Source organism: Streptomyces sp. NBC_00425, from assembly GCF_036030735.1.
GTDB lineage: Bacteria > Actinomycetota > Actinomycetes > Streptomycetales > Streptomycetaceae > Streptomyces.
The window spans coordinates 1,468,772-1,481,534 of record NZ_CP107928.1 but is presented as its reverse complement, the minus strand read 5'-3'; the positions used below and the strand labels follow the sequence as shown (position 1 = coordinate 1,481,534).

Sequence of the window (12,763 nt, the reverse complement as noted above, 5' to 3'; positions counted from 1 at the left end):
CCGGCCCTTCCCCGGGCCGTCAGACACCCTTCGGAGAGCCGATGACGCCCGGCGCCCCCACGCCCGCCCGCCACTACGCCCTGCTGCTGTTCGCCGACTTCGGCCACATCGCCCCCACGCTGGGAGTGGCCCGTGAACTCCTCGCCCGCGGCCACCGTGTCACCTATGTCGTCGACGAGCGGTTCGGACCGGTCGTGGAGGACTGCGGCGCCCGCGCCGTCACCTACGTCTCCGCGCGCGGCGACTTCTACCGTGCCGCCGACCCCAGCCCGGACCGGCTCGCCCGGGACGGCTACGACCTCCTCGTCGACACCGTGCGCACCGTCTTCCCCGCCGCACTGGAGGCGCTGGCAGCCGATCCGCCCGACGTGGTGCTCTACGACTTCGAGACGGTCGCCGCCGGCCGTGTGGCCGCGCGTGTCCTCGGAGCCGTGCCGGTCCAGGTCTGCCCCAGTCACGCCGCCAACGAGACCTTCTCCCTGCGCGCCCAGATGTGGGACCCCGGGCATCCGCTGATGGCCGAGGGAGCCAGGGTGCTGATCGGTTTCATGGGCGAACACGGCATCGGACTCGACGAGATGGGCCGGTACGGCACCGAGTGGGACACCCGCAACCTGGTCTTCCTGCCGCGCGCCTTCCAGATCGAGGGGGACGGCTTCGACGACCGGTTCGCCTTCGTGGGCCCCGTCTTCGCCGAACCCGAACCCGGCCTCTGGTCGCCGCCGGACGACGGGCGCCGCGTCGCTCTGGTCTCGCTGGGCACGGAGTCGGGGGACCGAGGCGACTTCTTCCGTCTGTGCGCCGAGGCGTTCTCGCCGACCGAGTGGCATGTCGTCATGACGCTCGGCCGCGACAGCGACCCCGCGCTCCTCGGGTCGCTGCCGGCGCATGTCGAGGCGCACCCCTGGCTGCCGCACCCCGCCGTGCTGCCGCACGCCGACGTGTTCGTGTGCCACGCGGGCATGGGCAGCCTCATGGAGTCCCTGTCCTACGGCACGCCCGTGGTGGCCCTTCCCCGCGCTCATGAACTGGCGCTGAGCGCACAGCGGCTGGAAGAGCTGGGGGTCGGGCGGGCCCTGGTCCGGACCGGTCTGACCGCTGGGCGTCTCGCCGGCACGGTGGAGGAGCTGCTCGCCGACCCCGGCGGACCCGCGGCCCTCGCCTCGATGCGGGACGCCGTCCGCACGGCGGGCGGCGCCGCCCGTGCCGCCGACCTGCTGCAGACCTGGGCGGAGCGGGTTCCGGCGACGCCCGCGCTCGGCTGAGCGACCCGGTCGGCACGCGAAACGGGGTGGGTCCCGGCGGCTTCCGGCGCCGGGACCCACCCCGTGGACGTGTCTGCGGGTCAGTGCGGCAGGGTCACGTACTCGATCACCGTGTTGATGCTGTGGTCGATCATTTCGTCGGTCAGGCCCGGGTACACGCCGATCCAGAACGTCCGCTCGGTGGTGATGTCACTGTTGGTGAGCGGTCCGCTGACCCGGAACTCCTGTCCCTCGTAAGCCGGGTGACGGGTCAGGTTGCCCGCGAAGAAGCGGCGGGTGGCGACCATGCTGGACTCCAGATGGTCGATCAGGGCGCCGGGCTGGAACGGTGTGCCCGGCTGCACGGTGATGGCGAAGCCGAACCAGCTCGGGTCGCTGCCCGGCGTGGCTTCGGGGAGCAGCAGGTGCGGCAGCCCGTCCAGGCCCTCCCGCAGCCGGGCCCAGTTGTGGCGTCTGGCCTTGCCGAACTCGTCGATGCGGCTGAGCTGCTGGAGCCCGAGCGCCGCGGAGACGTCCGTCGACTTCAGGTTGTAGCCCACGTGGGAGAAGATGTACTTGTGGTCGTAGCCCTCCGGCAGCGAACCCATCTGGTGCTCGAAACGCTTGAAGCAGCGGTTGTCCTCACCCGGCTCGCACCAGCAGTCCCGGCCCCAGTCGCGCATCGATTCCACGATCCGCGCCAGGGCCAGGTTGTCCGTCAGCACGCAGCCGCCCTCGCCCATCGTGATGTGGTGGGCGGGATAGAAGCTCTCGGTCGCCAGGTCGCCGAAGGTTCCGGTGAGCTGTCCCTCGTAGGTGCTGCCCAGCGCGTCGCAGTTGTCCTCGATGAGGAACAGGCCACGGTCCTCGGCCAGTTGGGCGATCTCGCGCACCTGGAAGGGATTGCCCAGCGCATGGGCCATCATGATCGCGCGGGTGCGCGGACCGATGGCCGCCTCCACCCGCTCCAGTGAGGCGTTGTAGGTGCCCAGCTCGACGTCGACGAAGACCGGCACCATGCCGTTCTGCAGGATCGGGTTGACCGTCGTGGGGAACCCGGCGGCCACTGTGATCACCTCGTCGCCGCGCTTCAGCCGGTCCTCGCCCAGCTGCGGCGAGGTCAGGCTGCTCAGGGCCAGCAGATTGGCCGACGAGCCGGAGTTGGTCAGATGCGCCTTGCGCAGCCCGAAGTACTTCGCCAGTGCACGTTCCAGCCTGCGCGAGCTGACACCGGCCGCGATGCGCATGTCGAGTGCCGCTTCCACCAGCGCCACCCGGTCGTCCTCGCTGAGCACCGCACCGGACGCCAGCACCGGCGTGATGCCCGGCACGAACCCCGATGAGAGGGTGGAGCGGTGGTAGTCCCGTACCAGGTCGAGGATCTCGGTCTTGTCGTTCCCCACGGCTGATGGCCTCCTGTATGTGCCGGTGGGGACGAGACGTACTCGCCGGCTCGCAGTCGAAGCGAGTCCCCACGCCCGTATCGTTCGATCGGGGGAACCCCAGACCAGCACGCGCGCCCACCCGCGGGCCAGGCACGCCGCACGAATCTAGGGATCCACCAAAAGCATCAGGTCTAGGGATTTCATCGTCAGGGACCCGGCACGGTGAAGTGCCAAGCCCGCGTGGGCCTTTCGCCCCTCCCTGGAGACGCACTCATGAAGTACGGCCGCCCACCGGGCAAGCCCGGGCAGATCGTCGTCCTGCGCGCGGGAGGGGCGTCCGGCGAGCGCGTCCGGCTCGGCGTCCACGACCTGCTGAACGGGACCTTCGCCACACCCCGCACCTTCTTCTACCGGCAGACCCTGGACTCCGACGCCCTGGCCGACTCCCTGCGCCGCACACTGGCGCACCATCCGCTGCTCACGGGACGCCTCGAGCGCGACGCGGACGGCGGCCTCAGCGTGGTGTGCAACGACGCCGGGGCGATGTTCGCCGTCACCCACTCCGACCAGGTCATGCCGGACTACGGGCCGGACCGCTCCGCCAAGCAGGACCTGCGCCGGTACATCCACTCCGTCAACGCCTTCCGCGTCGTCGGGCACGACACACCGCTGCTCACGGTCAAGGTCACCCACATGCGAGGAGGCGGCTCCGTGCTCGGCGTCGCCGTCAACCACAGCGTCGTCGACGGCAGCGGCTACCTCGACTTCCTGCGCCACTGGTCGCGTACGCACGCCGGACAGGACGCTCACACGGCGCCGTACGACCGCGCGCTGCTGGACGGCCTGGCCGGCGAGGCGCGTCCCGCACCGGACGACCCGCAGTACCAGGTCGTCACCGGACGGCAGAAGTTCGGGTTCATCTGGAGGGTCAACTCCCGTGCGTGGAAGGTGCGCACCGTCACCGTCCGACTGACCGCCACGGAGGTCCTCGCCCTGCGCGCGGCCGCGCGCGCCGGACAGGACCGCGACCTGCCTCCCGCCTCCAGCGCGGTCGCGCTGGGGGCACACCTGTGGCGGGTCCTCGGCGCGCTCCGCGACCGCGACCCCGGGGCCGAGGAGCGGCTGGGGATCGTGGTCGGACTGCGGGCCGTGCTGAAGGACCGCCTTCCGCACGGCTACGGGGGCAATGCGGTGTCCAACACCACGGCCGTGCTGTCGGCCCGCGAGCTGCGCGAAGAGCCCCTCGCCCACACCGTCGCCGCGGTACGCGCCGCCGTGGAACGCGTCACGCCCGTCCGGGTGCGTCAGGAGGCCGCCTTCCTGGAGGCCCAGCGGCAGGCCGGGCGCTCGGCACGGGTCCTCAGCCGCATGTCACTGGACGCCTTCGACGGCACGGTCGCCCTGAACGACTCCGGCAGGTTGCCGGTGTACACGCTGGAGTTCGGCGCCGGACGGCCGTTCTGGTTCGAGTTCCCGGCAAGCCCCATCCCCTGGACGGCACTCGTCACGCCCACCCCCGACGACGACCACAGCCGCGATGTCCACTTGAGTGTTCCCCGTGAGGCCGCCGACGCCCTGCGCAGCCCCCGGTGGGCCGAACGTCTGCGCGGCGCCGCCGACGGTCCTGGCGGCCTCTGATCGCGGCTCCCGGTCGACTCGCGCAGCCGAGCGGCGAGTCGGTGCGCGTTCTGAACCGCCCCACCGGGGGAGAGGGGAGCCGGGTCCGCATGGCGAAGGGCCTGCCGACACCGGCTCCGACGGCGTCAGCAGGCCCTTCCCTCCAGTTACGGCCTCACAGGCCCGCGGCCTGGCGCAGCGCGTCCACGCGGTCCGTGCGCTCCCACGTGAAGTCGGGCAGCTCACGGCCGAAGTGGCCGTACGCGGCGGTCTGGGCGTAGATCGGGCGCAGCAGGTCGAGATCGCGGATGATCGCGGCCGGACGAAGGTCGAAGACGTCGTCGATGGCCTTCTCGATCTTCTCGACGTCGACCTTGGCGGTGCCGAAGGTCTCGACGAACAGCCCCACCGGCTCGGCCTTGCCGATCGCGTAGGCGACCTGGACCTCGCAGCGGGCCGCCAGACCGGCCGCCACCACGTTCTTCGCCACCCAGCGCATCGCGTACGCGGCCGAGCGGTCGACCTTGGAGGGGTCCTTGCCCGAGAACGCGCCGCCGCCGTGCCGGGCCATGCCGCCGTAGGTGTCGATGATGATCTTGCGGCCGGTGAGGCCGGCGTCGCCCATCGGACCGCCGATCTCGAAACGCCCGGTCGGGTTCACCAGCAGCCGGTAGTTCTCGGTGTCCAGCTTGATGCCCTCGTCCAGGAGCGCCTTCAGCTCCGGCTCCACGACGGACTCGCGGATGTCGGGCGCCAGCAGCGAGTCCAGGTCGATGTCGGACGCGTGCTGCGAGGAGACGACGACGGTGTCCAGACGGACCGCCTTGTCCCCGTCGTACTCGATGGTGACCTGGGTCTTGCCGTCGGGACGCAGGTAGGGGATGGTCCCGTTCTTGCGGACGTCCGACAGACGCTTCGACAGCCGGTGCGCCAGGAAGATCGGCAGCGGCATCAGCGTCGGCGTCTCGTCGGAGGCGTAACCGAACATCAGGCCCTGGTCACCGGCGCCCTGACGGTCCAGCTCGTCCCCTTCCCCACCTGCGGCGGACCCCTCGACCCGGGACTCGTACGCCGTGTCGACACCCTGGGCGATGTCCGCGGACTGCGCCCCGATGGACACCGAGACGCCGCAGGAGGCGCCGTCGAAGCCCTTCTTGGAGGAGTCGTAGCCGATCTCGAGGATCTTGTCGCGCACCAGCTGGGGGATCGGCGCGTAGGACTTGGTGGTGACCTCGCCGGCCACATGCACCAGACCGGTCGTGATCAGGGTCTCGACGGCGACCCGGGAGGCCGGGTCCTCACGCAGCAGGGCGTCGAGAACGGTGTCGCTGATCTGGTCAGCGATCTTGTCGGGGTGACCCTCGGTCACAGACTCCGAAGTGAACAGGCGACGGGGCATGATTCTCCTGGGGTACCGCGGCCCCCCGACGGGACACCGCGCGGAACGGACGGTTCGGGTTCCCGCGCCTGCCGGTGCGGTTCAGACCAGGTGCCGGCGCATCCAGTCGGCCAGGACGCCGGAGGCCACCGCGGCCGCCTCGGGCCAGGCCCGCTCGGCGGACTCGTCGGCCTGGTCGCTGACGTACTTCACGATCCGCACCGGCAGGCCGAACCGCGCGGCCACGGAGGCGATCGCGTAGCCCTCCATGTCGACCAGGTCGGCCCGCTCGGCCAGCAGCGCGCGGGTGCGGCCGTCGGCGACGAAGGAGTCGCCGGTGGCCAGGGTGGGCCCGGGTTCGGGCCGTACGGTCAGCGGACGGCCGTAGTGGACCCCGCTGAGCCGGTGGAGGACATCGTCCGCAAGGTCGTGCTGAATGACCCGGGACACCTCGACGACACCGCTCAGCGAGCCGCCGAGGGACCCGGCCGTACCGAGGTTGACGATCTCCCGTGGGCGTGCCGACGACAGGGCCCACGCGAGCTCCACGGTGGCCCGCACCTTCCCCATGCCGGTGATCAGGACGGGAAGGGTGTCGTCGAAGTGCGCCGCCTCCGCCTCGGCCGCCGTCACGATCAACGGAAGGTCGGGACGTATGCGGCCTCGGAGGCGAGCCGTGAAGGCGGCTTCGGGCAGGGCGGGGAGCAGCACGGGAATCCTGTTCGGGAGGGGCGCGGGTCGAGGTGGGGCCGGTGTCAGGTGTTCCGGACGGCCAGCGGTGTGGCCAGCAGCGCCGTCACGGCGAGTGCGCTCGGCGCGATGAGCCCCTTGCGGTCCTTCGCCCTGAGATGGAAGACCACAGCTCCGCAGAAGTACAGGAACACGCCTGCGCCGGCGGCGATCCCCACCGGCCGGTAGACCAGCCCGAGAAGCAGTCCCGAGGCCCCGGCCAGCTCCACCGACGCCAGCCGGGGCAGCCACGGGTCGGGCACGTCCACCGCGCGCATCGCGGCGACCACGGATGCCTGTCGCCGCAGCTTGCCCAGCGCCGAGACCAGGAGGACCAGCGACGGGACGATGATGAAGGACGCGTAGTTCAACACGGTCTCCGGTGGACGAGGTGGCGAGGGACCGTGCAGCGACGGCCGTCCCCATGGTGGCCGCGATCGGCCCAGGAGATCCCTAGTGCTGAATTCCGCGTTCTGCGGGTACACGGGCTGCCGGCGGGGTAGTTCGGGTCCTCGGGACGGTTGTCGGACGACGGTTCGACGAGAGCGGCCGGGCACGTGACGAGGACCACGTGCCGTCGTTCGCCGGTGACGGCCGGCCCTGCCCACCCGCCGCATACGACGGCGATATTCGGGCATCCGAGGACGAAGTCAGCACCAGATCGTATGCCCGAGCCGAGACCGGAAGGATTGATCGCGGGTGTGCCTCCTGTGAGACCGCTCACGGTGGCATACTCCAGTGAGACTCATGTCTGCCGTAGCCGCCGTGTTTTTCTCAGTGGACTGCATCCTGGTCAGGGGAAGCAGCCTGTCCCGCCTTGTCGAGGAGCGCCTCGGACTGAGCGGGGCCTCGAGCGTGCATGAAACCCATGCGACCGACGCTGCGCGCTGGGCGGGCATCCCGGAGAACGCACTGCACACCCAGCTCGCGGGGCTGCCCCTGATCCCCGGAATCGCGGAGACCACGCAGTGGTGCTGGAACAGCGGCCTGGTGCCGATCATCTCCAGCCTCACCTGGACCCCGATCGGCGCGCACCTCGCCGAGCGGTTCGGTTTCCACTCGTACTCGGGACGCTGCCTGGACGCGAGGAACGGCAGGTTCACGGGCCAGGCCGGCTGCCCGTACACGCCCGCGAGCCAGGCCGAGTTCGTCGAGCGTCGTGCCGACGATCTCGGGGTCGCGCCGCACGGCTGCGCGGCCGTGGGCGCCTGCCCGACCGACGGCCCGCTCTTCGGCTCGGTCGGCCTCGCCATCGCCTTCAACGCCCCGTCGGAGGTGAGCGCACTCGCGACCGCCTCCGTCGAAGGAGACGACCTCCGCGCCGTGATACCCGCGTTGCAAGGTCTGACCGCCAGCAGGGTCTGAGCGACGGCGACGGCGAAGGCGACTGCGGTCGACCGGCGAAGCGGTGGGACGGTGTCTCTAGGCGCCGCTCTCCCGCAGCATGTCCTCGCGTTCGACGATCTTCACGCGTTCGCGGCCCTGTGGCTCGCCGAGGGCTTTCTCGGCGGCGTCGAGTCGGTGCCAGCCCTCCCAGGTGGTGTAGCGGACCTCGCGCTCGGCGAGGAGCGCGTCGACGGCTTCCGGCTCGGGTGTGTCGGGGGTGTGCAGGCGGCCGTTCGCGTGGTCGTCGAGGAGGTTGGACACGGTCTCGTTGGCGTCGCCCTTGGTGTGGCCGATGAGGCCGACCGGGCCGCGTCGGATCCAGCCGGTGACGTAGGTGGACTGCAGGTGTGCGCCGGATTCCTCGATGACCCGGCCGCCCTCGTCCGGGACGGTGCCGGAGTCGAGGTCCCAGGGCAGCTTCGGCAGCTTCTCGGAGAGGTAGCCGACGGCGCGGTAGACGGCCTGGACGTCCCAGTCCTTGAACTGGCCGGTGCCCTTGACGTTGCCGGTGCCGTCGAGGGCGGTGCGCTCGGTGCGCAGGCCGACGACGTGGCCGTCCTCGCCGAGGATCTCGGTCGGTGACTCGAAGAAGTGCAGGAACAGTTTGTGGGGGCGGTCGCCCACGTCGCGTATCGCCCAGTTCTCCAGCGTCTTGGCGACCATGTCGGCCTGCTTGTTGCCGCGTCGCGTCGCGATCGAGCCGTCGTCGTAGTCGATGTCCTCGGGGTCGACGATGACCTCGATGGTGGGGGAGTGGTCGAGTTCGCGCAGTTCCATCGGCGAGAACTTGGCCTGTGCGGGCCCGCGCCGGCCGAAGACGTGGATCTCGCGTGCCTTGTTGGCCTTGAGGCCGTCGTGGACGTTGGCCGGGATCTCCGTGGGCAGTAGCTCGTCCGCCGTCTTGGCGAGCACGCGGGCGACGTCGAGGGCGACGTTGCCGACGCCGAGGACCGCGATCTTCTCGGCCTCCAGCGGCCAGGTGCGCGGTACGTCCGGGTGGCCGTCGTACCAGGAGACGAAGTCCGCGGCGCCGTGGGAGCCGTCGAGGTCGATGCCCGGTATCGACATCTCCCGGTCGGCCGTGGCGCCGGTGGAGAAGATGACGCCGTCGTAGAAGGCGCGCAGGTCGTCCAGGCTGATGTCGCTCGGGTAGTCGACGTTGCCGAAGAGGCGGATCTGGGGCTTGTCGAGGACCTGGTGCAGGGCGGTGACGATGCCCTTGATGCGGGGGTGGTCGGGGGCGACGCCGTAGCGGATCAGGCCGAAGGGGGCCGGCATGCGTTCGAAGAGGTCGATGGAGACACCCGGGTCGGTGGCCACGGCGGACTTGAGCAGCGCGTCGGCGGCGTAGATCCCGGCGGGGCCGGCTCCGACAATGGCTACCCGCAGGGGGCGGGGCATGATCAGGTTCCCTTCGAGCGGCGACAGATCGACTCGGGGGAAGCCTAAAATGCGTCAGTCCCAGCAGGCCCGGGCGCCCGAAGGCCTAAGGCAATCCCTAGTGCTCCGCGCCTACTTCCCTGCCTCGGTCCCGTCCGTGCCCGCGTCGAGCACCTGGTCGGCGAAGTGCGCCCGCCCCGACGGTCGTGACCCTTTCCGGCACGAGAACTCCTGACGCCGCTCTCGCCGAGCGGCCCGCTGCCGAGAACAGCGGGCTCGAAGGCCGTCGAAGCTCATCCAGCGTTTTCCCCAGTACGACTGTGACGTGCGGGAGTCGGCGGACGACTCGGCTTCTGGCGGGGTTCATGGGCGGGAAGGAGGCCTCTTCCCAGGTCAGCGCACTCTTCCGCGTGGTTTCAGCGGCACCGGCGGCAGCTCCGGGGCGGGCAGCGGACCTCCGTCGTAGCCCGTCGCCTCGCCGAAACGGGTGCCCTTCATCCAGTCCTCGCGAGCCTGCACGATCTCGGCGTGGGTGCGGCCGACGAAGTTCCACCACATATCGAACTCCCTCCCCGTTTCCGCAGGTCATCGACCTTCGGGACCGAGCCCGGTCAGCAAGGCGTCAGCATCGGTCGCGAGGAGCTGGTCGGGCGCTGGCACAGGGTTCGTCGGTTCGTGGGATGGGGTCGTTCCCCGCCGCCGACCTGTACCGGATCGTGTACGGGGGCGACACTTCGACGACCGCTGCTGCGGATGCTCGCACTCCTTGAAGTGACGACATCGCCGTGCGCGCGACGGGCCGCGGCACGGGGCCGTGCGGTGGCCCCATGCGGCTGCTCTCACCGGCGGAATCGGGCGGACCACGAGGGTTCGACCAGGTCCCACTCGGCGTCCCACTGCGCGTACCTTCTCCGGTCCAGGACCCGGCACATTCCGTCCCGGGCCGCATAGGATCCGGTGGCCACGCCGAACGCCGTCAGTCCGCCGATCAGCCAGCCGCTGGCCGTCGCATTGAGCGTGGTCGTCGGTGCGGTGGCGACGTTTCCCCTCCGGTCGACCCACACCCGCACGGATGTCCCCTTGGCCGTTCCCGGCTTCACCATGGCAGCTCCGGTCCGCGTTGTACCGTCGGCGTCGGTCCAGCGGACCTGCGCAGGCCGCTTCGCCCAGTCGCCGCCCCTGACGGCCGATGTCAGCCAGGCGGTGACCTGATGACGTTCTGCGGCCTGGACACGTACGGTGCGCATCGACGCCTCGTACGCCGCGAGGCCCGCACTGATCGCGGCCGTCGGCAGTCCGACGACGAGAACGATCAAGAGAACCCGGCGGAACCAGTGTTCGAACTTGTCGGACGGGCGTCTCAGAGGATTCGCGCCCCCGGGCGTGTCGCCGCCACGCCTCGACGGCGGACCGGATGGGTACGGCGAACCGTGTACGTCCATGAGTCGGCCTCCAGCCATTCGCCGGCCGTCCCCCGCCACTCCTCTCACGGTCGAACGACGAGGGGCCCGGTGCATGGGGCCGAAGGTCCCTGCGGCTCGGTATCCGGCCCGGTTCCACATGCGGCGGAGAGGGGATGGAGTGATTCTCGAAGGAGGGGAAGCAGCCTGTCCGGCACGTCGGCGGCTTCCGTACCGGGTTCGCCGTCGGGCTCGTACACCCTCATCCACCGTCGCATCCCGCGTCGTCACGGGACGGAGGCCGCCGCCATGCAACCGGTCGTCACTGTGGGCCTCGATGGCTCAACCGAAAGTCTCGCCGCCGCTCGGTGGGCTGCCGACGAGGCCGACAAGCGCAGGCTCACGCTGCGTCTGCTGCATGCGTGGCCCATGCTGTTGCCGGAGCCCGCGCACGCCGCTTCCGAGGTCGACCAGGAACGCCGGCTGCTGGTCGTGGGCCGACGAGCCCCCCGGCACAGTGGGACACCCCATCTCGAACCGGTTGCCCACGCCGCCATCCACCACGGGCGCTGCCCCGTCGCCTTCTTCCCACATGACTGAGTCCGGGCACCAGGAGCGACGGCTGCCCCGCGCGGAGGTGTGCGAGACCCACACCGCGGTCGTGTTCTTCGTCGGCGATCGCGCCTACAAGGCCAAAAAGCCGGTGGAACTGGGGTTTCTGGACTACACCACGCGGGCGGCGCGCAGGGTCGCGTGCGAGCGCGAGGTCGCTCTCAATCGCCGCTTCGCCCCCGACGTGTATCTGGGCTTGGGCGAATTCAGCGGCCCGGAAGCCGAGGCGCCCGAACCCCTCGTGGTGATGCGGCGCATGCCGGCGGACCGGCGTCTCTCGCGACTGGTCCGAGAAGGGGCGGTCCTGGACGACGTCCTCCGTTCTCTCGCCCGGCACCTCGCCGCGTGGCACGCGGAAGCGCCCCGGAGCCCGAAGGTGGACGCGCAGGGCACGCGAGATGCTCTGGCGTCGCGGTGGGAGGCCGGCTTCGCGCAGGTTCACGCGTCGGCCGACGACGGCTCCGTGCCCGCGGGACTGGCCGAGACGGAACGACTGGTGCGTCGCTATCTCACCGGCCGCGATCGGTTGTTCGCATCCCGGATCGAGCAGGGGCGGGTGGTCGACGGCCATGGAGACCTCCTCGCGGAGGACATCTTCTGCCTCGACGACGGTCCCCGTGTCCTGGACTGCCTGGAGTTCGACGACCGGCTGCGCCACGTCGACGGCCTGGACGACGCCGCCTTCCTCGCCATGGACCTGGAACAGCTGGGAGTACCGGAGGCCGCCGCCTACTTCCTCGGGCAGTACAGCGAATACTCCGGCGACCCCGCCCCCGCGTCGCTGTGGCACCACTACGTCGCCTACCGCGCGTTCGTCCGCGCCAAGGTCTCCCTGATCCAGGCTCAGCAGGGTGCGCCGGGCGCGCGGGTCGCGTCGGGGCGGCTGGCCTCGGTGGCGCTGCGCCACCTGCGCACCTCCGCCGTAGGTTTGACCGTCGTCGGCGGGCTTCCGGGCAGTGGCAAGTCCACCCTTTCCGGTGCGCTGGCCGACCGGTTGGGGGTCACCCTGCTCAGCAGCGACCGCGTCAGAAAGGAACTTGCGGGCATTTCCGCGGAGGAGTCCGCGGCGGACGCCTACGGCGAGGGCCTGTACACGGCGGAGTGGACAGCCAGAACCTACGCCGCACTCCTCGACCGGGCGACCGCGCTGCTGTCCGCCGGTGAGTCGGTGGTCCTCGACGCCACCTGGTCGGACCCGGCACAGCGCGAGGCCGCACGGCACGTAGCCGAACGCACCAGCGCCGATCTGGTGGCCCTGCGCTGCCACGTTTCCGAGGACGTGTCGGCGTCCCGTCTGCGCACGCGTGGGTCCGGTCCCTCCGACGCCGACCTCGACATCGCCGCCGCCATGGCGGCCCGGGAAGCCGCGTGGCCCGAGGCGGTCGCCGTCGACACCGGTGGCCCGCTGGAGTCCGTGGTCGTCAGGGCGCTGGCAGCCGTACGCCCGTGGGGTACGGGCCAGGCCCCGGTCTTCCGACGCCCCTACATGGAGCCGGACTGACGGGAACGACGAAGGCGCTGCGGCATCCCTCGTCGCAGGGATGCCCCGACCGGAGCGCCGCCGCCCCCGGAGGTGGCCTCTTCGGCCGGCCACCACCGTCTGGCAGCTCTCCGGCGGACCGTCGCGGCCGC

General features: G+C 70.8%; 10 protein-coding genes and 2 pseudogenes. 5 read left to right on the top strand and 7 right to left on the bottom strand.

Annotation, left to right across the window (positions count from 1 at the left end; translation table 11 throughout):
* Positions 1–41 precede the first annotated feature (41 nt).
* A complete protein-coding gene (locus OHS82_RS06445) occupies positions 42–1,265 on the top strand; it encodes a macrolide family glycosyltransferase (protein WP_328433465.1) in 1,224 nt (407 codons plus the stop codon).
* 80 nt (positions 1,266–1,345) lie between these two features.
* Here the strand turns inward: OHS82_RS06445 and rfbH are convergent, their stop codons facing one another.
* Positions 1,346–2,647 carry a lipopolysaccharide biosynthesis protein RfbH gene (gene rfbH / locus OHS82_RS06440; RefSeq protein WP_057583479.1) on the bottom strand — a complete coding sequence of 434 codons (1,302 nt, stop codon included), beginning with the start codon at positions 2,645–2,647 and terminating at the stop codon, positions 1,346–1,348.
* A gap of 255 nt (positions 2,648–2,902) precedes the next feature.
* Between rfbH and OHS82_RS06435 the strand changes: the two genes are divergently transcribed.
* Positions 2,903–4,267: an acyltransferase gene (locus OHS82_RS06435; RefSeq protein ID WP_328433464.1), complete on the top strand. Its 1,365-nt coding sequence runs from the start codon at positions 2,903–2,905 to the stop codon at positions 4,265–4,267.
* Between the two features lie 154 nt (positions 4,268–4,421).
* Here the strand turns inward: OHS82_RS06435 and metK are convergent, their stop codons facing one another.
* The 3 genes from metK to OHS82_RS06420 form a co-directional block, all read right to left on the bottom strand.
* Positions 4,422–5,645: a methionine adenosyltransferase gene (gene metK / locus OHS82_RS06430; protein ID WP_328433463.1), complete on the bottom strand. Its 1,224-nt coding sequence runs from the start codon at positions 5,643–5,645 to the stop codon at positions 4,422–4,424.
* Positions 5,646–5,726: 81 nt separating this feature from the next.
* A complete protein-coding gene (locus OHS82_RS06425; RefSeq protein WP_242432948.1) occupies positions 5,727–6,335 on the bottom strand; it encodes a nucleosidase in 609 nt (202 codons plus the stop codon).
* A gap of 44 nt (positions 6,336–6,379) precedes the next feature.
* A complete protein-coding gene (locus OHS82_RS06420) occupies positions 6,380–6,724 on the bottom strand; it encodes a DoxX family protein (protein ID WP_057574875.1) in 345 nt (114 codons plus the stop codon).
* Between the two features lie 484 nt (positions 6,725–7,208).
* Between OHS82_RS06420 and OHS82_RS06415 the strand changes: the two genes are divergently transcribed.
* On the top strand, positions 7,209–7,718 hold the full coding sequence (locus OHS82_RS06415) for a haloacid dehalogenase (protein WP_157876253.1): 510 nt from the start codon (positions 7,209–7,211) through the stop codon (positions 7,716–7,718).
* A 57-nt stretch (positions 7,719–7,775) separates the two neighbouring features.
* Here OHS82_RS06415 and OHS82_RS06410 read toward each other — a convergent pair whose 3' ends face one another.
* The 3 genes and pseudogenes from OHS82_RS06410 to OHS82_RS06400 all read right to left on the bottom strand — a co-directional run bounded on the left by OHS82_RS06410 (position 7,776) and on the right by OHS82_RS06400 (position 10,561).
* The gene (locus tag OHS82_RS06410) at positions 7,776–9,140 is read right to left on the bottom strand and encodes an FAD-dependent oxidoreductase (RefSeq protein WP_328433462.1); all 1,365 of its coding nucleotides are present in this window, start codon (positions 9,138–9,140) and stop codon (positions 7,776–7,778) included.
* Between the two features lie 372 nt (positions 9,141–9,512).
* Positions 9,513–9,686, bottom strand: a pseudogene (locus OHS82_RS06405) (pirin family protein); the annotation flags it as partial.
* A gap of 272 nt (positions 9,687–9,958) precedes the next feature.
* Positions 9,959–10,561, bottom strand: coding sequence for an Rv1733c family protein (locus OHS82_RS06400; RefSeq protein WP_057584805.1), 603 nt, complete (start codon positions 10,559–10,561; stop codon positions 9,959–9,961).
* Positions 10,562–10,828: 267 nt separating this feature from the next.
* On the opposite strand from OHS82_RS06400, the pseudogene OHS82_RS06395 reads away from it, so the two are divergent.
* Together OHS82_RS06395 and OHS82_RS06390 are read left to right on the top strand one after the other, a co-directional pair.
* Positions 10,829–10,993 (top strand): annotated as a pseudogene (locus tag OHS82_RS06395) (universal stress protein); the annotation flags it as partial.
* A gap of 118 nt (positions 10,994–11,111) precedes the next feature.
* Positions 11,112–12,632, top strand: a complete 1,521-nt coding sequence (locus OHS82_RS06390) for a bifunctional aminoglycoside phosphotransferase/ATP-binding protein (protein ID WP_242433466.1) — start codon at positions 11,112–11,114, stop codon at positions 12,630–12,632.
* The last annotated feature ends 131 nt before the right edge of the window (positions 12,633–12,763 follow it).

Bases quoted from the DNA above. Each gene is read 5' to 3' on its own strand.
- OHS82_RS06400 (WP_057584805.1), bottom strand. From the start codon at position 10,561: ATGGACGTACACGGTTCGCCGTACCCATCCGGTCCGCCGTCGAGGCGT.
- OHS82_RS06445 (WP_328433465.1), top strand. From the start codon at position 42: ATGACGCCCGGCGCCCCCACGCCCGCCCGCCACTACGCCCTGCTGCTG.
- metK (WP_328433463.1), bottom strand. From the start codon at position 5,645: ATGCCCCGTCGCCTGTTCACTTCGGAGTCTGTGACCGAGGGTCACCCC.
- OHS82_RS06410 (WP_328433462.1), bottom strand. From the start codon at position 9,140: ATGCCCCGCCCCCTGCGGGTAGCCATTGTCGGAGCCGGCCCCGCCGGG.
- OHS82_RS06390 (WP_242433466.1), top strand. From the start codon at position 11,112: ATGACTGAGTCCGGGCACCAGGAGCGACGGCTGCCCCGCGCGGAGGTG.
- OHS82_RS06435 (WP_328433464.1), top strand. From the start codon at position 2,903: ATGAAGTACGGCCGCCCACCGGGCAAGCCCGGGCAGATCGTCGTCCTG.